Source organism: Caballeronia sp. LZ043 (genome assembly GCF_031451075.1).
Lineage (GTDB): Bacteria > Pseudomonadota > Gammaproteobacteria > Burkholderiales > Burkholderiaceae > Caballeronia.
Map to the genome: position 1 here is coordinate 248,587 of NZ_JARUXT010000003.1, position 17,677 is coordinate 266,263.

17 protein-coding genes are annotated in these 17,677 nt (G+C 62.5%); 9 read left to right on the plus strand and 8 right to left on the minus strand.

Annotated features, from left to right (window positions below):
* Nucleotides 1-75: 75 nt before the first annotated feature.
* Both QCE64_RS21370 and QCE64_RS21375 read right to left on the minus strand, forming a co-directional pair.
* Nucleotides 76-1,413 carry an APC family permease gene (locus QCE64_RS21370; RefSeq protein WP_309933198.1) on the minus strand — a complete coding sequence of 446 codons (1,338 nt, stop codon included), beginning with the start codon at nt 1,411-1,413 and terminating at the stop codon, nt 76-78.
* A 68-nt stretch (nt 1,414-1,481) separates the two neighbouring features.
* Entirely contained in the window at nt 1,482-2,327 is an 846-nt protein-coding gene (locus QCE64_RS21375; RefSeq protein WP_310006103.1) for a carbon-nitrogen hydrolase family protein, read from the minus strand.
* A gap of 159 nt (nt 2,328-2,486) precedes the next feature.
* Between QCE64_RS21375 and QCE64_RS21380 the strand changes: the two genes are divergently transcribed.
* Nucleotides 2,487-3,299 (plus strand): helix-turn-helix transcriptional regulator, encoded by an 813-nt coding sequence (locus QCE64_RS21380; RefSeq protein ID WP_309923325.1) that lies wholly within the window; start codon nt 2,487-2,489, stop codon nt 3,297-3,299.
* 6 nt (nt 3,300-3,305) lie between these two features.
* Nucleotides 3,306-3,953 carry an NUDIX hydrolase gene (locus QCE64_RS21385; protein WP_310006105.1) on the plus strand — a complete coding sequence of 216 codons (648 nt, stop codon included), beginning with the start codon at nt 3,306-3,308 and terminating at the stop codon, nt 3,951-3,953.
* Here the strand turns inward: QCE64_RS21385 and QCE64_RS21390 are convergent.
* A complete protein-coding gene (locus QCE64_RS21390; protein WP_310006107.1) occupies nt 3,935-4,375 on the minus strand; it encodes a hypothetical protein in 441 nt (146 codons plus the stop codon). The two genes, QCE64_RS21385 and QCE64_RS21390, sit on opposite strands and share 19 nt — an antisense overlap.
* A gap of 279 nt (nt 4,376-4,654) precedes the next feature.
* On the opposite strand from QCE64_RS21390, the gene QCE64_RS21395 reads away from it, so the two are divergent.
* Complete coding sequence (locus QCE64_RS21395; protein WP_310006109.1) at nt 4,655-6,283, plus strand: NAD-dependent malic enzyme; 1,629 nt, start codon at nt 4,655-4,657, stop codon at nt 6,281-6,283.
* Nucleotides 6,284-6,374: 91 nt separating this feature from the next.
* On the opposite strand, the gene QCE64_RS21400 is transcribed toward QCE64_RS21395, so the two are convergent.
* Nucleotides 6,375-7,475 carry a lipopolysaccharide biosynthesis protein gene (locus QCE64_RS21400; protein WP_309923332.1) on the minus strand — a complete coding sequence of 367 codons (1,101 nt, stop codon included), beginning with the start codon at nt 7,473-7,475 and terminating at the stop codon, nt 6,375-6,377.
* Nucleotides 7,476-8,239: 764 nt separating this feature from the next.
* Here QCE64_RS21400 and QCE64_RS21405 point away from each other — a divergent pair.
* Complete coding sequence (locus QCE64_RS21405; RefSeq protein WP_309923334.1) at nt 8,240-9,718, plus strand: MFS transporter; 1,479 nt, start codon at nt 8,240-8,242, stop codon at nt 9,716-9,718.
* Between the two features lie 28 nt (nt 9,719-9,746).
* The gene (locus QCE64_RS21410; RefSeq protein WP_309923336.1) at nt 9,747-10,640 is read left to right on the plus strand and encodes an MBL fold metallo-hydrolase; all 894 of its coding nucleotides are present in this window, start codon (nt 9,747-9,749) and stop codon (nt 10,638-10,640) included.
* A gap of 6 nt (nt 10,641-10,646) precedes the next feature.
* Here the strand turns inward: QCE64_RS21410 and QCE64_RS21415 are convergent, their stop codons facing one another.
* Together QCE64_RS21415 and QCE64_RS21420 are read right to left on the minus strand one after the other, a co-directional pair.
* Nucleotides 10,647-11,480: an alpha/beta hydrolase gene (locus QCE64_RS21415; RefSeq protein ID WP_309923338.1), complete on the minus strand. Its 834-nt coding sequence runs from the start codon at nt 11,478-11,480 to the stop codon at nt 10,647-10,649.
* A gap of 240 nt (nt 11,481-11,720) precedes the next feature.
* Nucleotides 11,721-13,160, minus strand: a complete 1,440-nt coding sequence (locus tag QCE64_RS21420) for a beta-glucosidase (protein WP_404987423.1) — start codon at nt 13,158-13,160, stop codon at nt 11,721-11,723.
* Between the two features lie 595 nt (nt 13,161-13,755).
* Here QCE64_RS21420 and QCE64_RS21425 point away from each other — a divergent pair.
* Together QCE64_RS21425 and QCE64_RS21430 are read left to right on the plus strand one after the other, a co-directional pair.
* A complete protein-coding gene (locus QCE64_RS21425) occupies nt 13,756-14,202 on the plus strand; it encodes an SRPBCC family protein (protein ID WP_310006111.1) in 447 nt (148 codons plus the stop codon).
* 120 nt (nt 14,203-14,322) lie between these two features.
* Nucleotides 14,323-14,670, plus strand: a complete 348-nt coding sequence (locus QCE64_RS21430; RefSeq protein ID WP_310006113.1) for a hypothetical protein — start codon at nt 14,323-14,325, stop codon at nt 14,668-14,670.
* Between the two features lie 12 nt (nt 14,671-14,682).
* On the opposite strand, the gene QCE64_RS21435 is transcribed toward QCE64_RS21430, so the two are convergent.
* Nucleotides 14,683-14,985: a hypothetical protein gene (locus QCE64_RS21435; protein WP_309923346.1), complete on the minus strand. Its 303-nt coding sequence runs from the start codon at nt 14,983-14,985 to the stop codon at nt 14,683-14,685.
* Nucleotides 14,986-15,237: 252 nt separating this feature from the next.
* On the opposite strand from QCE64_RS21435, the gene QCE64_RS21440 reads away from it, so the two are divergent.
* On the plus strand, nt 15,238-15,564 hold the full coding sequence (locus QCE64_RS21440; protein ID WP_309923348.1) for an HdeA/HdeB family chaperone: 327 nt from the start codon (nt 15,238-15,240) through the stop codon (nt 15,562-15,564).
* Between the two features lie 45 nt (nt 15,565-15,609).
* Here the strand turns inward: QCE64_RS21440 and QCE64_RS21445 are convergent, their stop codons facing one another.
* Nucleotides 15,610-16,083 (minus strand): Lrp/AsnC family transcriptional regulator, encoded by a 474-nt coding sequence (locus tag QCE64_RS21445; protein ID WP_310006114.1) that lies wholly within the window; start codon nt 16,081-16,083, stop codon nt 15,610-15,612.
* A gap of 65 nt (nt 16,084-16,148) precedes the next feature.
* Here QCE64_RS21445 and QCE64_RS21450 point away from each other — a divergent pair, with 65 nt between their 5' ends.
* Nucleotides 16,149-17,561, plus strand: a complete 1,413-nt coding sequence (locus tag QCE64_RS21450; RefSeq protein WP_310006116.1) for a 3-deoxy-D-arabino-heptulosonate 7-phosphate synthase — start codon at nt 16,149-16,151, stop codon at nt 17,559-17,561.
* Nucleotides 17,562-17,677: the final 116 nt, after the last annotated feature.

Sequence of the window (17,677 nt, forward strand, 5' to 3'; positions counted from 1 at the left end):
CCCTGGGTCTTGCGAGGGCGCGCTGTGTCGAGCCTGGCTTTTCTTCGGGAAGCCCAGCTGGTCGGCGCGCTTGCCCTACAGCGCCACTTCCGGCGGCGCCTGCCGGAAGAACTTCGTGATCCAGCACAGGTAAGCGATCCCCACCACGAACCAGACTGCGCCGAGCACGAGCGCCCGCGTTTCCAGGCTCGCGAGCAGCCAGATATCGGCGATGGCGCCAATGGCCGGAAACACCAGTCCGCCCAGCATGCCGATACGGCGTTCGCCATGATTCCCTGACAGCCAGATGCGGATCACGCAGAGATTGACGGCCGTGAACGCGAGGAACGCGCCGAAGTTGATGAACGACGTCGATGTCGCGACATCCATCTTCAACGCGATCAAGCCGACCACGCCCGCAATCGCGATGTTGAACGCCGGCGTCTTGAAGCGCGGATGCACGAACCCGAAGATGCGTCGTGGCAGGATCTCGTCGCGTCCCATCGCATACAGCAGGCGGCCGACGCTCGCTTGCGCCGAAATGCCCGAAGCGAACTGCGCGAGAATCAGCCCTGCGAGGAACACGCTCACGAAGAGATCGCCGCCGATCATCTTCGCGACCTCGAACGCCGCCGAATCCGTATCCTTGAATTCGACGCCGGGGTGCGCGAGCTGCATCGTCCAGGCGGCAATCACGAAGATGGCGCCGCCGATCAACGCAATCAGCACGATGGCGCGCGGCATGTTCTTCTTCGGTTCGATGGTTTCCTCCGTGAGCGTGGACACCGCGTCGAAGCCGAGATACGAATAGGCGGCAATCGCGGCGCCCGCCATCGTCACGCCGAGCGGCACATGCGGCTTGAAGAACGGCTCGGCCATCGCGATGCCGCCCGGCCCGGCAACCGCTGCGGCGTAATGCCAGCAGAGCGCGACGAACAGCGCGACGATCACGAGCTGCACGATCATCAGCACGATGTTGAAGCGCGCCGCCAGTTCGATGCCGACGATGTTCAGTCCGCTCGTCAGCACGATGAACGCGACGATCCACACCCACGACGGCACATGCGGGAACGCGGCGTTGAGATAGGCCGCGCCGATCAGCCAGATCACCATCGGCAGGAAGAAATAGTCGAGCAGCGTCGCCCAGCCGATCATGAAGCCGAGATGCGCGTTGAAGGTCTTGCGCGTGTAGGTGTAGGCCGAGCCCGCCACCGGAAAGAGCCGTGCGAGCTTGCCATAGCTCAGGGCCGTGAAGACGATCGCGATGAGTGCGAGCAGATAGGCGAGGGCGGCCGTGTCGCCGCTGGCTTTGGCGAGCACGCCATAGGTGCCGTACACGATCAGCGGCGCCATGTAGGCCAGGCCGAACAGCAGCACCGACGGCAAGCCGAGCGTGCGTTTCAGATGCGTGGGTTCGGAAGATGAAGTCTGCATGGTGTCTCCTGGCCGCGGCGGCGGCCGATGGTGTTGTGATTCTGTGATTCGACCAGCGTGTCGTGCGGTCAGCCTGCTTTGCGGGCGCGCGCGTCGATCAACAGCGAACGGGTGCCGTCGGCTTCCTGGACGGCTGTCAGACCAAGCGCAACGCGCGCGTCATGGTGGTAGTTGTAGTGCTCGCGGCTGGCTTCGAGTCGCTTCAGGTCGATGTCCGTTTTCGTCACGGTCTCCGCGCCGCCCAGTTCGACGACGGTTTCGCCAAAAGGATCGATGAGCGCGGACAAGCCGGGGAACGTCAACGCTTCATCGCCCGAGCCGCAGCGATTGACCATGAGCGCGAACATCTGGTTTTCCATCGCGCGCGCGGCGATGGCGCGGCGATGCACCGGACCGAACGGATCCATGTTGCCGTTCGTCACGAGCAACAGGTCCGCATCCAGCGCGCCAATCGCACGCGCGGTCTCGGGAAACTCGATGTCGTAGCAGATCAGCAGGCCCACTGTGAGGCCGTTCCACATGCAGGTGGAGAAGCGGTCGCCCGGCGTGTAGATGCCAATGTCCGACGCCCACAAATGCGTCTTGCGATAACGCAGTGCAATCTCGCCGCGTTCGTCGATGAGCACTGTCGTGTTGTGCAAACGCGCGCCTTCGCGCTCGGTGAATCCCACCGCTGCGGCCACGCGGCGTTGACGTGCGGCGTCGCGCACCGCGGTCAACGCGGGGCCGTCGAGCGCCTGCGCCAATTGCGCCACGTTCTCGCGCACCGGAAAGCCCGACAGCGTGGTCTCGGGAAACACGATCAGCTTCGTGCCGCCGGAGGTGTCGGCGTTCGAGATCGTCTGCACGACCTTGCGCGTGTTGTGCGCGAGATCGCCGTCGATCAGTTGCAGTTGCGCCAGCTCCACTTGCATTGCCCGTCTCCTTCCATATCCCTTTCAGACGCGCTGAACACGCCGGATGCGTCGCGCCATGTGATGATTCGCGCCTGGACTGCCGGCGTCACGGCCGATTATCAAGGTAATATTTTTGGCGAGAAATTACCCATCCGGGGTACCCCACAGGAGCACTGCATGGAGTTGGAATGGCGGGATCTCGCCTTTCACCGGGAGATCGGCTCGGCCATCGAGGCCCTCGACGGCCCGCAATTCTGGGCGCGTCTCACACGCGTGCTGGAACGGCACGTGGCCTTCGACAGCTGGGTCGCATTGCGCTTCCTGCGCGATGACTCGCCGCACGTGCTGGCCGAGCAGGCCTTGCCCGACGGCAAGATCGACGTATTGTTCCAGCACTATCTGTCGGCGATGTATCAGCTCGATCCGTTCTATCTCGCCGCCTTCGAGATGCGTCAGTCGGGCTTCTACACGCTCGCCGACGTCGCGCCCGACAACTTCCGCATGACCGAGTATTACCAGCGCTACTTCAAGCGCAATATCGTCGGCGATGAAGTGCATTTCAACGTGTACATCGGGCAGAACGAGACGATGGGTCTGTCGCTGGGCAAGACGAGCCGGTATGACGATCGCGAGACCGCGCTGCTCACGCTCTATGCGCCGTGGGTGCTGGCGCTGATGCAGCAGCGCGTGCGCTTCGAGCGAGAAGCGGCGCACGAGGCGCATGCGCCCGTGGAAGGCGATGACCAGCACATGGCCGCGCGCTTCGGCACGCTGGGCAGCCGGAGTGGGCGAAGCGTGCTGACGGCGCGCGAGACTGAAGTGGCGATGCTGATCCTGCGCGGCTTTTCCTCACGCGCGATCTCCGAGAAACTGGCGATCTCGTTTGAAACCGTGCGGGCGCACAAGAAGCATATCTACGCGAAGCTCGGCGTGAATTCACAGTCCGAGCTCTTTGCGATGTTCTACGAGTCCGACATGGATGCGAAGTGAGTCTCGATGAATAACCCCTTGCACACGACACCCGTCGCGCAGGCGCAGTTGCGCCTGCAACAGGCGCGCCGCCTGCTCGCGATTGCCCAGACGGGACTTCACTATGCCACCGGCGATTTCGACCGCGAGCGCTATGAGGAAATCGCGCAGATCGCGCATGCGCAACTCGCGGAGCTGGCGTCGATGGACACGCAGCACGTCGCGCAACTCTTCGCCTTCGAGTCTGGTTATGCCAATCCGAAGCTCGACGTGCGCTGTGCCGTATTCGATGACGAAGGGCGCATTCTGTTGGTGCGCGAGCTTGCGGATGGCAGGTGGTCGCTGCCGGGCGGATGGGCTGATATCGGTGTATCGCCGGCTGCGAACGCGGCCAAGGAAGCGCGCGAGGAGAGCGGCTTCACCGTCGATATCGTGCGCCTGCTTGCCGTGTGGGACATGAATGCGCATGCGCACCCGCCGTCCGTGTTCCATATCTGGAAGCTGGTGTTTCTCGGGCGGATTACGCAGGCCGGCGACATCATCGGCAGCGAGACGAACGAGACCGGGTTCTTCCCGCTCGATGCCCTGCCGCCGCTCTCGCTGGGTCGCATCCTGCCCGAGCAGATCAGGCGGCTCGATGCATTGCGCCGCAGCGATCAGGTGGACTTCGACTGAAGCGCCTGCGCGCCCGGACCCACTCTGTGGATGTTGGCGGCGTACACCCAGTCGCGCGCGTGGTGCGCGATGAAATCCATGAATGCGGGCGGGCCGCTGCAATAGATCTGCGTGTTGGCGCGTGCGGGACTGAGCGCATGCGTACACGCTTGTTCGAAGAGCGCATGAGGCAGATCCACATGACGATGCACCTTGCCGTGATGACGCAGGGCGTCGATCTCGTCGTGCTGCGCGCTGCGGTCCGCGGACTGCAGGAAATGATGCAGCTCGAAGCGTTGTCCGGCCACGGCGAGCCGCCGTGCAATGCCCGCTATCGTCCGGGTGCTCGTGCCGCCCGCAAACAGGATGGAGCGCGTGTGCTGCTCCGGAATTGCGGATGTGCCTGCCGGACCGGCGATGACGGGACTGAGGTTGTCGCGCATGTCTTCTCCATGAATCGTTCGTTGGTGTGCCACGAATCGAGGCGGCATCGACGGCAATGCGCCTTCTGACCGAGAGTAGGTGCAGGCCGCGACGGCAACAAGGCGCTCGGCCGAATGTCTGTCATATAGGCATGCTGATAAGCGGTCCCCGCGTTTCATCTGACCGAAGAGGTCCAGTGCGGCGTCCGGTCAAGCGCGAAAAACCGTGCGTTTTCGCTTCATCGGTCCGTGAAGTCTGCCTACACTACGTGCTTAGGCTCACGTCCAGGGGAAGCGATCATGTCTCTTCAGACACATGGCTATGACGTCCTGCACAATCCGCGCTTGAATCACGGGACGGCGTTCACGCTCGAAGAACGCAAGGCCTGGCGCATCGAAGGGCTGTTGCCGCCCGGAGTCAGCTCGCTCGAATTGCAGATTGCGCGCACGCATGCCGAGCTGTCGCAACTCGATAGCGACCTGCAGCGCTACCTGTTTCTCTCCGACATGCAGGCCCGCAACGAAACACTCTTCTATGCGTTGCTGATGTCCGATCCGGCCAGCTACATGCCGATCGTCTACACGCCGACAGTCGGGGAAGCGTGTCAGAAGTTCGATCAGATCTTCAGGGCCACGCGCGGCCTCTACCTTCCGATCCATGCGCGCGGCCGCGTGAGGGAGTTGCTCGGCAACTGGCCGGAAACGGACGTTCGGTTCATCGTCGTGACGGATGGCGAGCGCATCCTGGGGCTCGGCGATCTGGGTGTCGGCGGCATGGGCATTCCGATCGGCAAGCTGGCGCTGTACACCGCCTGCGCAGGCGTGCCGCCGATGCATTGCCTGCCCGTCATGCTGGATGTCGGCACGAACAACCAGACATTGCTCGAAGACCCGCTTTATCTCGGCCTGCGGCAGGAACGCGTACGTGGCGCCGACTACGATGCGTTTCTTGACGAATTTGTGAACGCGGTCCAGGACGCGTATCCGAAGTGCTGCATCCAGTGGGAGGACTTCGCGAACTTCAACGCCGTGCCGTTGCTGGCGCGCTACAAGGACCGGGTCTGCACCTATAACGACGACATCCAGGGCACCGCGGCCGTCGCGCTGGCCGGCATCTATGGCGCTCTGCGCATCTCCGGACAGAAGCTGACCGAACAGCGCTTCCTGTTCCTCGGCGGCGGATCGGCGGCGACAGGTATTGCCGAACTCGTCAGCGAAGCCATGGCGCTCGAAGGCCTGGACATCGACGCGGCCCGCGCGCGCAACAGCCTCTTCGACATCAACGGACTGATGGTCCGCTCGCGCACGGATCTCGCGGCGTTCCAGCAGCCCTTCGCGATCGATCACGAACCGCTCGACAGCTTCGTCGACGCAGTGCGCGCGCTCAAACCTACCGGCATCATCGGCGTGAGCACGGTGCCCAAACTGTTCAACCAGCCGGTTATCGAAGCAATGAGCGAGATCAACGAACGCCCGATCATCTTCCCCTATTCGAATCCGACTTCGCGTTCCGAGTGCACTGCCGAGGAAGCGTACCGCTGGTCGAAAGGGCAGGCGATTTTCGCGAGCGGCAGCCCGTTCGGACCGGTCGAGATCGAAGGACGGCAGTTCGTGCCGGGACAGGGCAACAACGTGTACATCTTTCCCGCGATGGGCATGGCGGTCTTCGCCACCGAAGCGACGCGGGTGACCGAAGACATGTTCATCGTCGCGGCGAAGGCGGTCGCCGAGCAGGTCAGCGATGAAAGTCTCGGCAAGGGCTTGATCTACCCGCCGCAGAGCGGAATCTTCGAGGCGTCGATGCACGTGGCCGCCAAGGTGGCGGAATACATCTTCGAGCAGGGACTCGCGCGTGTGAAGCGGCCGGACGATCTGCTGGCCCACATGAAAGCGGTTGCCTATGTGCCGGCGTATCGGCCGCTGTTGTAGGGATTCACCGCGCCGCAAACGCAACGAGCGACCGCCAGGGTCGCTCGTTGCGTTTCGAACTACGCGGGATCTGCGGATCCCGCGTCATGCATTACATCGGGTGGGATGCAACGAAGTTCTTGTAGGCCGTGTAAGCCGGCTTTTGCGTCTTGCCGTCGCCGCGCAGCAGGCCGAAGTTGCCTTCGCTGTCGTCATACAGTTCGAACTGCTGGATCGACTGGATGTTGTACTTCGACGCCACGCTCTGGAACTGCGCCATCATCGTGTTGCCCGACATGTAGTTCGCGATCTGCTGATCCGAGCCGTAGTTCGGACGGACGCCGAACTCGTTGATCCAGATGGGACGGCCAAGCGACTTGAGCACGGCCAGCATGTCGTAGCAACCCGAACCGCCGCATGCGTGCGTCATGTCGCCCTGATCCGAGTACCAGTGCCACGCGGTGATGTCCCAGCTGACGGTCGGGTGACCGTGCGTGCCGTCCGGCTGCGAACCGTCGAGCAGCATCTGGAAGAACGAGTAGTGCAGCCAGGTGCCGTTGATGATGATCTTCGCCGAGCTGTTCACCGACTTCACACCTGCGATCAGGCCGCGATACACGCCACGCGCGACGACGAACGGCTGGTTCTTGTAGTGCTTCCAGTTGGTGCCGTCGACATTGCCGTTGAGCGCCTGCGCTTCGAGTTCGTTGGCGACTTCGTAGTATTGCCAGTTGTAGGTCTGCGCGACCTGGCGGCCCAGCGTATAGCCCGCGTTGTAGGCGTCCTGCTCGTTGTTGTAGTTAGCGCCGAGCATCAGCACCGGATAGACCGTCACGCCGCCGGCGGCCATCGTCTGCGTCATCTTCGCGACGACTGCGGCCGATGCCACGTTGTACACGTCGTTACGATAGATCTTCGCGCCGAGGTCCTTCAGCTGTGCAAGCTGGGTTGCGACCGGCGTGCCGTCGTAGGCGCCGCCGTTGGTGTTGCGGCCATTCACGCCGTAGAAGATGGACGAGCTGGTCGCAGCCTTTGCGGTGGATTCAGGCAGGTCGCTGGCCTTGGCGGTGGCGGCTGCGTCGAGGGCGGAATCACCGCCGCCGCCGCATGCGGCGAGCAGAACGCTGGTGAGGACGGCGGTCGCGACGGCCGTGATCTTGCGTGCGGAGAAAACGTTGAAGCGGCGAACGGAGGTTTGGTTACGAGTCGTCATTGCGATCAGCAGGGCTAATGGGTGAGCGCAACGATCGTGAATTCATACACGCTTGATGGACCTGTCTGTGCGCAATTCGAAACTGCTTTGAATCGCATCCATCCGTTCTCATCGTTGAGATGACATTGATTAGTCATCCGGAAGATGAGCGCACCAGTCCTGTCAGCCGCGCTCATTGCGCTGGCGGACGGTGGGGTGCGACACGGATTTTTTACCGACAAGATCCAGTGCGTGACACGACTAGCGCTCTGGATGGCAGAGTCGAGCAAATGAAAGGGTCATTCGCCCGGTTAAGCCTCGTGAAATAACATCAGATCATTTTCAAGGCTACGTCGACGGAACTGGTACAACGTTTGCGCGTGTCCGGTAAAAAAAGCCGATTTCTCGGAGGTTCTGTCCCGGTTCAGCAAGCATTGCCGAAAACCTGATCAACGGAACGAACTTTATCTTCTTATGAGATGAATGTAAACGCTTGTCTCAGTAAAAAAATCTTTTGTCGTACTTGGGATGCAGCAAGAATTGCAGTGACATGCAAAACGTTCACCGTAGAAACCCTGATCGCGAACGCGCGTGCGAAATGCAAGGAGTATTGAATAAAATTTACCGGGTAGAAATTGCGACCAGCCTCTCTCGCTATCGGCGTCGTTGGTTATCGCATAACAGGTATTCGAGCATCCCCAACACGCCAGTACTAAGCTCGGAATTCGTCGTTTCGCAAACCGCGAATCGACTACGGCAGCGCCATCGAAACTGGCGTGCTCAGCATGATCTCCCTCCTGCTCGAAAGCTCCGGCATGGCCGAATTCATCTCGGCCGTGTGCCGGGTCGCGTTCGTCCGTCCGGGTGACATCAACGCTGAATCCGCTTGCCTCGCGGCGCAGACAATAACGAAGAAATGGCGGGAGACAGGAATGGTCGATAACAAGGATATCCGGCGCGTCGCATGGTCGAGCGCGATCGGCGCGACGCTCGAGTGGTACGACTTCTTCATATTCGGATCGGCGGCGGCGCTGATCTTCAACAAGCTGTTCTTCCCGGCCTTCGACCCCGTCGCGGGCACCATCGCTTCGCTGGCGACCTTTGCGGTCGGCTTCATTGCGCGTCCGCTGGGCGGTATCGTGTTCGGTCATTTCGGCGATCGCATCGGCCGCAAGGCGATGCTCGTCATGAGCCTCACGATGATGGGCGGCGTGACCTTCCTCATCGGCCTGTTGCCGACGTATGCGCAAGTCGGCGTTGCCGCGCCGATCCTGCTGACGGTGATGCGCTTCCTGCAAGGCTTCGCCGTCGGCGGCGAATGGGGCGGCGCCACGCTGATGGTGATCGAACATGCGCCGGCGAAGAAGCGGGGTGCGTTCGGCAGCTGGCCTCAGTGCGGCATTCCCGCCGCGTTGTTGTTGTCGACAGGCGTCATGGCCCTCACCACGGCGATGTTCTCGAGCGAGCAATTCGCCGCGTGGGGATGGCGCATTCCATTTCTCGTGAGCGGTGTGCTGGTGGTGTTCGGCATCGTGCTCCGCCGCAGCGTCTCCGAATCACCCAGCTTCAGGAAGCTGCAGAAGGCCAATGCGAAGGATCGTCTGCCTATCGCAACCGTGCTCCGCACCGAGAAGCGCAAGACGCTTTGCCTGCTGGCCGCGCAAGCAGCGGAGAACACGAGTTTCTACGCCATCGCCGTCTACTCGCTGGTGTATCTGACGCAGGACCTGCACGTGCCACGGCCGCTCGCCTTGCGCGCGCTGATGATCGGCGCGTTACTGCAAACCGTCACGCAACCGATCTTCGGCGCGCTCTCGGATCGCATCGGCCGCAAGCGGGTTTATATGGGCGGCATGATCTTCATCGGCCTGTTCATCTTTCCCTTCTATGCCATGCTTCATACGGCCAGCTATCCGATGATCGTAGCGGCCATTTCGATTGCGCTGATCGGACAGGGCAGCACGCAAGCCACGCAGCCCAGCCTGATGGGCGAACAGTTCCACGCGGCGATTCGCTATAGCGGCGTGTCGGTGGCGTATCAGTTCGCCACCGTCGTGTGGAGCGGTCCCACGCCGATTCTCGCCGCGTTGATGGTGGGCTGGGCGGGCAGCTACTGGCCGCTTGCGGCGTATATCGCGCTGGCTTCCGTCATCTCGGTGATCGGCATCACGCAACTGCGCGAGGCCGCCGGTCAGGAACTGGGCGCGGCGGAACCCGCGGCCGTCGAGGACGACGCCGTGCAACGCGAAGCCGCCGCTGCGTGAGCACAACCTTCATCAGGAGACAACCCACATGATTCGATTCAGGATCGGCAAGATCACGGCGACGCTCGTCGAAGAGATGGTGGATCACTCGTTCAACTTCCTGAAGTTCTTTCCGCTGGCGACCGAAGAGGCGCTCGCCGAAAATCTCTCGTGGATGACGCCGGGCCACTATGACGCGGCCTCGGGGCGCCTGTTGCTCAGCATGCATTCATGGCTCCTCGATACCGGCAAGCACAAGATCCTCATCGACGGCTGCGTCGGCAATGGCAAGGACCGGCCCGGCCGGCCCGACTGGTGCGGACTCGACACGCCGTTTCTCGATCGGCTCGCTGCCGCCGGCGCGACGCCCGAAGAGATCGACTATGTGCTCTGCACGCATCTGCATGCCGATCACATCGGCTGGAACACGCGGCTCGTCGGCGGGCGCTGGGTGCCTACGTTCGCGAACGCGAAGTATGTGTTCTCGCGGCGCGAGCACGCCTTCTGGGAAGCGAAGTGCGCAGCCGACGCAGGCAAGGGCGGCCCGCATCTGATCGCGTATCAGGACAGCGTGCTGCCGGTGATCGAAGCGGGGCAGGCGATGATCGTCGACGACTACGCCGAGCTCGCCGGTTGCCTCACGCTCGAACCGGCGCCGGGACACACGCCGGGGCATGTGGCGATCTGGGTCAAGTCTGACGATGCACGCGCCGTGATGACTGGCGACATCATCCATCACCCGGTGCAGGTCCGGTATCCGCAATGGAGCTGCTTTGGCTGTATCGATCCGGTGCAGTCGGCGCAGACACGCGAGCGGGTCTTGCAGGCAACCTGCGAGCATCGCGCATTGCTATTGCCCGGGCATTTCATGGCGCCGCATGCGGGCTATATCGACGAGGCGCGCAACGGCTTCGCGCTGCGCTGGGCCGAACCGGAAGCCTGATGAATGCTAATGCGCGTCGATGAACGCGACGACATCGGCCAGCACCGGAGAGGGCTTGCCCGGTTTGGCCGAGAATGACTCGACGATCGTCACGTGCCCGAGCCCCGGGTACTTCTTCAACTCCACCTTGTCGTGATGCGCGCGCAGGACATCGGCGAAGCGGTCGCTGTTGCGCGGATCGACATCCTTGTCGTCGGTGCCGGCAGCGAGGAACATCGGCGGCTCGTTGCCGTCGACGAAGGCAATCGGAAGCGCCTGTGAACGCAACGCGGCAGGGAAGATCTCGTCCATGTGCGGGTCCGTCGTCGGAATGACGGCGTACGGTCCCGCCAGTCCGATCATGCCGGCAAGCGAGCGATTCGAGAGCCCATGCGCCGCCAGATAGCGCGGATCGGTCGCGAGCATCGACGCCATGTGTGCGCCGGACGAATGTCCCATGACGAACAGGCGCTGCGGATCGCCGCCGAATTCATGCGCGTGATCGTGCGCCCAGCGTACAGCCGTGGCGGGATCATCGAGGAAGCTGGGAAAGACCGTGTCCGGATACAGGCGATAGTCCGCCGCGACGGTCACGACGCCATGTGCGGCGAGCGCCTGCGCCACGCCATGCGAGTCCGAGCGATGGCCGCTCTGCCACGCGCCGCCATAGAAGTACACGACGATGGGCCGCTTTGAACCGGCATCGGCGGCCGGGGCGTATAGATCGAGCCGCTGGCGGCGCGCGGCGCCATAAGGGATGCCGCCCGCTTCGTCGTGTTCGCGCGCACGCGGGGCGATGACGCCCACTGCGCAGGCGGCCAATGCCGCGGAGATGAATCGTCGTCTGGTGATGACACGCATGGTGCTGTCGACCCGCAATGGTTCCGGTACAGCCGTCATTAGACGATGTCTCGCGCGGCGCTGTACGTGCGCAAGACATCGCTCACACAATATGTCCGGATCGGAAGGAGGATCGAAGCGCCCGATACGCGCACAGTGTTAGGTATCGCACCGAAGCGTGGCGCGTGAGGCAAAAAACGACAAGTCCCGGTGGACGGCTGCGCGCCGTGCACCGGGACTCTGCTCACATGAAGCTCAGGCTTAGTGCGATGCCTGAACAGCCGCCTTCATGGTCGCGTAGATGGCCTTCTTCTGGCCGCTGTTGGTGAGGATGCCGTAGTCGCCGGTGGGATCGTCATAGAGCTCGTACCACTGGAAGCCCACCACGCCATACGTGTTACGCGCCGCGTACAGCTCAGGAATCGTCTTCGTGATGTAGGCCTGCGCCTGCTGTGTCGTGAAGTCGAAGTTCACGCCGATTTCCGTAAACATGATCGGCAGGTTATAGGCGTCGTGAAGGATCTTCAGCACGTTGTAGTTGGTGCCGTCCTTGCCCCAGGTGTTCTGCGGATCAAGGCCGTCCGAATACCAGTGCAGCTGGATGATGTCGGTCTTCACCTTCGGATGCCCGGTCGAACCGTCCGGCTGAACGCCCGTCAGCATGCCCTTGTACCAGCCCAGATAGAGGAAACCCGCCGATGCCGTCGCGATGACCTTCGTCTGTCCCGCCGTATCGACCGAACGCCAGCCGTCGTAGTAACCACGCAGCGCGCCGCGCCAGATCGGCCAGGTCGTGTTGTCGTAGTCGGAGACATTGACGCCGTCGTTCGCGATGCGCTTGTTGTGAACGTCGAGATCGTATTCGTTACCGAACTCCACCACCGGCACGCCCTTCAGCTTCGTCGCCGCGTAGGCCGCCATGTTGTAGGCGTAGGTGTAGGCGCTCGATTCCGTCGGCGTCTTGCCGTTCAAGGTCGGATCGTCCCAAGGGTAGGCGTCGATCAGCGGCATCACCGTGACACTCGAACCGAGACCGGGGATGACTTTCTCCGCCAGCGTATCGATCTGATCGTAGCCGTGCACGTCCTGACGAATGCCGGTGAGACCGAGGTCGACCATCGTCGCTGCCTGGGTGCTCAGCGGAGTCTGCGAATAGACGCCGCCGTAAGCGTAATGCTCGTTGACGCCGAAGAAGGGCATGCCCGGCGCGCCCGACGTGGACGTGCCCGTGGACGCCGCGGTTGTCGACGATGCGCTCGACGGCGCCGATGCGGCCGTCGAAGACGATGCAGGCGAAGAGGCTGCGGTCGAACCCGAGGCCGAGCCCGTAGTGGTGCCTGACGTGGTGCCCGTCGATGAACCCGTGGACGTGGCGGGACGCGGGTCCGCCGACACGACCCAGGTGTTGTTCTGCCAGACCCACCATAGCTTGTTCACGTTCTGCTGATAGATCTTGCCCGCGTACCAGAGCAGCGCGATCACGTCCTGCGAGAAGCCGGCTTTCACATTCGCGCGATAGATGACGCCGCTTTTCACGGTCCACACGGCGCCGCTGGAGTCATTGAGCGACGTGGCGGGCGGAATGACGGTGCCGCTCACGGAAGCGGGATGCCGGTTGATATCGATGACCGTGGCGGGATCAGCGCTGTTGGCGACGCTCGACGGACCACCGTTGTCACTCCCGCCACCGCAGGCTGACAAGATAAGCGCACCTAAGCAGTACGCATAAGCACTCGTACGGAGATTTTTCATTTCTTTTAGATCCGGAAATCGTTGATTGGAATCGCCGGAGAAAAATGTCCCCACTGCTTTCGAATGGCCATTCGAAGCAGTCGGAAAAAGTGGCGATCGGGCTAGACGTTCGCGGGAGAAATGCGATGCGAAACGCGCTTCAGTCGGTTTGTTGGCGACTTGAAGAAATGTTACACAGCTGAATCAAGATGAGTATGACGTAAGAAGTAACTTCTTGTAACGAAAATGGACGACGCGAAAAAATTGCATGTCATTCCATAATATGAATGCAATTGGATGCCGCGCAGGGGCTTGCAATACGGCTTTTGAGTCGTCCCCGATATCTTTTGTATTGGTTATACAAAAGAGGATGGGGTGAATGCGGTAAATCTGGCAATGGCGGTTTTGTATCGCCGAAGAAACATGCTTGTGAAACTTTGACGACAACCATCACTTCTTTTGGCAGGTAATCGCGCCAGGCCAATATGCTGGCCATCTGTCGATTTACCCTTCGATGAAACGTCGTCGATATATCTCCAACCTGTCCTGAGAAGAGGAAATCACCATGGCTACCGGAACCGTTCAATTGCACCGCGTCTTGCGCACTCCGCCGGAACGCGTTTATCGCGCGTTTCTTGAACCCGACGCCATCGCGAAATGGCTGCCGCCCTATGGCTTCACCTGCCGGGTTCATCAACTGGATGCGCGTGTCGGCGGGACGCACAAGATGTCGTTTCATCAATTCGGCACGAGCAACGGCCATTCATTCGGCGGCGAGTATCTGGAACTCGTGCCGAACGAAAAGCTTTGCTATACCGACCGTTTCGACGACGCCAACCTGCCTGGCGAAATGCGCGTCACGGTGACCTTGCGACAGGTGTCGTGCGGGACCGAACTGAGGATCGTGCAGGAGGGCATTCCGGAAGCGATCCCGGTGGAGATGTGTTATCTCGGCTGGCAGGAATCGCTGCTGCAACTGGCGAGACTGGTCGAGCCGCATATTCCGGAGTGACAAGCGCGTATTCCGATTGATGTCGCGGGTGGCGGTTTTTTATTCGAGGGCGTCAGCGGGTTACGATGCGTGAGGTGAACGCAGGCAGGCCCGCCTGCGGCACAACGAGAAACCGCAGCCATGCAAACGAACCGGATCGTCCTGACGCTGTACATGGACGAAGAAACCGCGGCCGCATCGGTCACGGCGAGTCTCTTGCACCGGCTCCAGCGTTCGGTCGATCACATCGTGATCGAGCGAAGCGTTGCGACAGGGGAGCCGTCGCGCACGGCAACCATGCTCGTTGCCGTGCTCGGCCCGCGGGACATCAGGGAGTTCGCTCATCAGCTGCACGACTGGCTCGCCCGCAACGGGTCCGCCGAAATCGCGATCGGCGCGAATCCGATCACGCCATGCCGGGGGCTGACCACCGGGCAATTGCACATGCTTCTCGCGAGTGCCGTCGAGGACGAGCACGCGCCGCGCTAAGGCATCCGGCATTCATCTCCAGTAGCCGACACCATAGCGCGGTCCCCACCAGCCCGGATGTCCCCAGTACCCGACCGCGACAGGCGGCGCATAGACAGGCGGCGGCGCGTAATAGGCGGGTGGCGGCGCATATACGGTCGCCGGAGCGTAGGGCGCATAGGGAACGTAAGGAGACACGGGCACGACCGCCGGCGCCATCACGACAGGCGCGACCGGCATGCCGATACTCATCCCGACGAAGACATGCGCCTGAGCCGCGCTGATGCACCCAAGGCTCAGCACCGTGGCGGCGATCACATAACCGGTCTTCTTCATGATGGTTCTCCTCAGAACGCGGTGCGGCTTGAGTGCGCATCGGTTGAGGATGATTCTCGGCGTCGTGAATGAGCGGCGAATTAGCGCAGTGCGCGGCCTTCGCGCAGCCTGTGCGGCATCGTGCAGTCAAGCCGAAAGCCTGTTTCGATGGCGCGCATCGCATTTGACGAGTCAGCTTTCCTACTATGACCAAGCAGGCCTGAAGTGCATGAAGAAGCGTATTCAACACAACCACCTCTTCCAAGGAAAGCCATGAAGCCAGCCTATGTTCTGATGACCCTGACGTGTGCCCTTGCCGCTCAATCGGTGTTTGCGGACGACCAACCCGTCGCGCCCATGAAGATGACCTGCGAGCAATTCACCCAGCTCGATGACGCCTATCGCCCCGCGCTCGTCTACTGGGTCGCGGGCGTGGACAAGCTCGGCATCAAGGAGACGGACAGAGTCGTGGTCGATACGGCGCATCCGGTCGGCGAGATCGTCGCCACGGAATGCAAGAAGGATCCGAACGCGCCGTTCGTGAAAAAAGTGCGGTCGATGATCAAATCCAACCAGATCTCGCTCTTCGACCATCACTGAAGATCTGCGGCGGGCATCGCGGCATGGCCGCGATGCCTTTGCGCTTCATGACTCGAGCGGCACGGCACTGACGCACTTGAGTTCGTCGAGACAGACGCTGGACTTGACGCCGCTCACGCCGGGAATGCGCATCAACGTGTCGAGCAGGAATTCCGACAGTCCCTTGAGATCCCGCGCGATCACCTTCAGCATGTAGTCCACGTCGCCGGCCACGGCGAAGCACTCCTGGATCTCGGCCAGCCGGCTGACCACGCCTTTGAATTTGGCCAGATCGCGCACGTGGCCACGCTCCATCGTCACCTGAATGAAGGCCACCACGCCGAAGCCGAGCATCTGGGCATCCAGACGCGTTTCATAGCCCTTGATGACGCCCAGCTCCTCGAGGCGCCGATGTCGCCTGAGTGTCTGCGCGGGTGAGAGACTGATGGCTTCGGCCAGTTCGAGATTGGAAATGCGCCCGCGCGCCTGGAGCATGGCGAGCAGGCGCAGGTCGATGCGATCGATCTCGATGGTCTGCAATTTTCTTTCTCCCCTGGAGCAAACGATGAAACGTGCATGCACGAAGACCGGCTGCGACGCTGCAAATGCGAAATCATAGCGTGCCGCCGCCCGGCGCCGGACCCACGCCGCTCGATGCCCTGCTGAACGAAATCGTGCAGCGCTACCGGCTGACGGAGATCGGTCCGACGTCGTGGCCGCTCGACGCAGCGCAACCGGCGACCACGCTCGCCCTCGACATCGAGCGCGCGCGCGAGGCGAGCGCACGCGGCGAGGCGCCCGACGCCGCCTGTCGTCTGCGTTTCCTGCATACGCTCGCGCGCCTGATCGGCGATGCCATGCATCCCGATTCCGGCGATGCCGCATTCCAGGCCCTGGTGCTGCGCCATCGCTCGGCCTGGGTGGGCGAATACGCGTCGCTTTCGGCGCAGGCCGCTCAGGACCGCAGACGGATCCGCACGGAAGTGGCGGCAATCGCGCATCCGGCGAAGCTGGACCGTACGCCGGCGGGTGTCCGGCGAACCTTGCTGGCGCACCTGCATGCGGCAGCTTCAGTCGCGCGTCCAGCCGAATTGCAGGACGCCGTGAAGGCGTTGCTGGACCTTCCCGACGTCGCCGCCGACGCTTCCTTGCACGAGGCGCTGGCGCGTCTCCAGCGTGGTGCCCCGCTCGAACGGCTCTTCCGTCTCGAAACGCTGGAGCAGGATGAGCGCGTGCGCCGCTACCGCGCGCTGTGGGACCGCCAGGGGCCGGCGCCGGGCAGCGACGAGGCGGCCGCACGCGGCGCGCGATCGCGAGCGCGCGGGGCGAGCGCGGAGGCGTCGGCGGCGGACGCCCTGCGCGCGCTGGCACGGCGGCTCAATCATCTGGAAGCGGGGAGGGCGGAGTATGGCGTCGTGACCTCCCTGCGCGTGCCGGCCACGATTCCCGGCAGCGCGGCGCACGCCAAGAGCGAGTGGGATGCCGTGCTGTTGCGGCGCGCAGCGCCGGGCGCGGCGGCTTCGGCCTGGGATGTGTGTCTGCTGGTGGAGGCGAAATCCTCCGTCGATGCCGCTGCGACCGATTTCCCGCGGCTGCTGCGCGGCGTGCGGCTGCTCGCGTGCGCCGAAGCGGACATCGAGTACGCCTTTGGTGCGCGGGAGGGCGAAGTGCGCCTGCGCGGCGCGTCGCTGGCAGCGTTGCGCACGGATGAAGCCGCATTGAGGCGTTCAATCCTGTATTGTTGCGATGCGCCCGCGGAGCCTGCGCCGCGCCTGCTGAACGCGGCGGGCCGCATGCAACTCCTGACCGCTCCGGCGAGTCTGAGCTTTGCGGCGCGGCTGGACGAAGGCTTCCTGGCGGAACCCGCCGAACTGGAACCTGTATGGAAGGAGTTGCTGTCCTCGCCCCGCTGGGCTACCGTGCTGAATCAGTACCCGATACTGCGTCAGGTCCGGGAGTTGATGGTTCATCCGCATGATCTGCTTGCCGTGGCAGGCGCTGCGGCCGGCGGCCGCTGATTGCGGCACGCCGGGCGGCGATAATGCCGTATTGCCGATGAACCGGCCACCCGATACGCACCAACTGAAGGCATGTGGACTGCTGGGCTTCATGTATTTCACCGTAAGCGCCAGCA

What these genes read in the sequence shown, in the direction of transcription:
- QCE64_RS21370 (WP_309933198.1), bottom strand. Translation starts at nt 1,413, where the DNA reads ATGCAGACTTCATCTTCCGAACCCACGCATCTGAAACGCACGCTCGGC.
- QCE64_RS21375 (WP_310006103.1), bottom strand. Translation starts at nt 2,327, where the DNA reads ATGCAAGTGGAGCTGGCGCAACTGCAACTGATCGACGGCGATCTCGCG.
- QCE64_RS21380 (WP_309923325.1), top strand. Translation starts at nt 2,487, where the DNA reads ATGGAGTTGGAATGGCGGGATCTCGCCTTTCACCGGGAGATCGGCTCG.
- QCE64_RS21385 (WP_310006105.1), top strand. Translation starts at nt 3,306, where the DNA reads ATGAATAACCCCTTGCACACGACACCCGTCGCGCAGGCGCAGTTGCGC.
- QCE64_RS21390 (WP_310006107.1), bottom strand. Translation starts at nt 4,375, where the DNA reads ATGCGCGACAACCTCAGTCCCGTCATCGCCGGTCCGGCAGGCACATCC.
- QCE64_RS21395 (WP_310006109.1), top strand. Translation starts at nt 4,655, where the DNA reads ATGTCTCTTCAGACACATGGCTATGACGTCCTGCACAATCCGCGCTTG.
- QCE64_RS21400 (WP_309923332.1), bottom strand. Translation starts at nt 7,475, where the DNA reads ATGACGACTCGTAACCAAACCTCCGTTCGCCGCTTCAACGTTTTCTCC.
- QCE64_RS21405 (WP_309923334.1), top strand. Translation starts at nt 8,240, where the DNA reads ATGATCTCCCTCCTGCTCGAAAGCTCCGGCATGGCCGAATTCATCTCG.
- QCE64_RS21410 (WP_309923336.1), top strand. Translation starts at nt 9,747, where the DNA reads ATGATTCGATTCAGGATCGGCAAGATCACGGCGACGCTCGTCGAAGAG.
- QCE64_RS21415 (WP_309923338.1), bottom strand. Translation starts at nt 11,480, where the DNA reads ATGCGTGTCATCACCAGACGACGATTCATCTCCGCGGCATTGGCCGCC.
- QCE64_RS21425 (WP_310006111.1), top strand. Translation starts at nt 13,756, where the DNA reads ATGGCTACCGGAACCGTTCAATTGCACCGCGTCTTGCGCACTCCGCCG.
- QCE64_RS21430 (WP_310006113.1), top strand. Translation starts at nt 14,323, where the DNA reads ATGCAAACGAACCGGATCGTCCTGACGCTGTACATGGACGAAGAAACC.
- QCE64_RS21435 (WP_309923346.1), bottom strand. Translation starts at nt 14,985, where the DNA reads ATGAAGAAGACCGGTTATGTGATCGCCGCCACGGTGCTGAGCCTTGGG.
- QCE64_RS21440 (WP_309923348.1), top strand. Translation starts at nt 15,238, where the DNA reads ATGAAGCCAGCCTATGTTCTGATGACCCTGACGTGTGCCCTTGCCGCT.
- QCE64_RS21450 (WP_310006116.1), top strand. Translation starts at nt 16,149, where the DNA reads ATGCGAAATCATAGCGTGCCGCCGCCCGGCGCCGGACCCACGCCGCTC.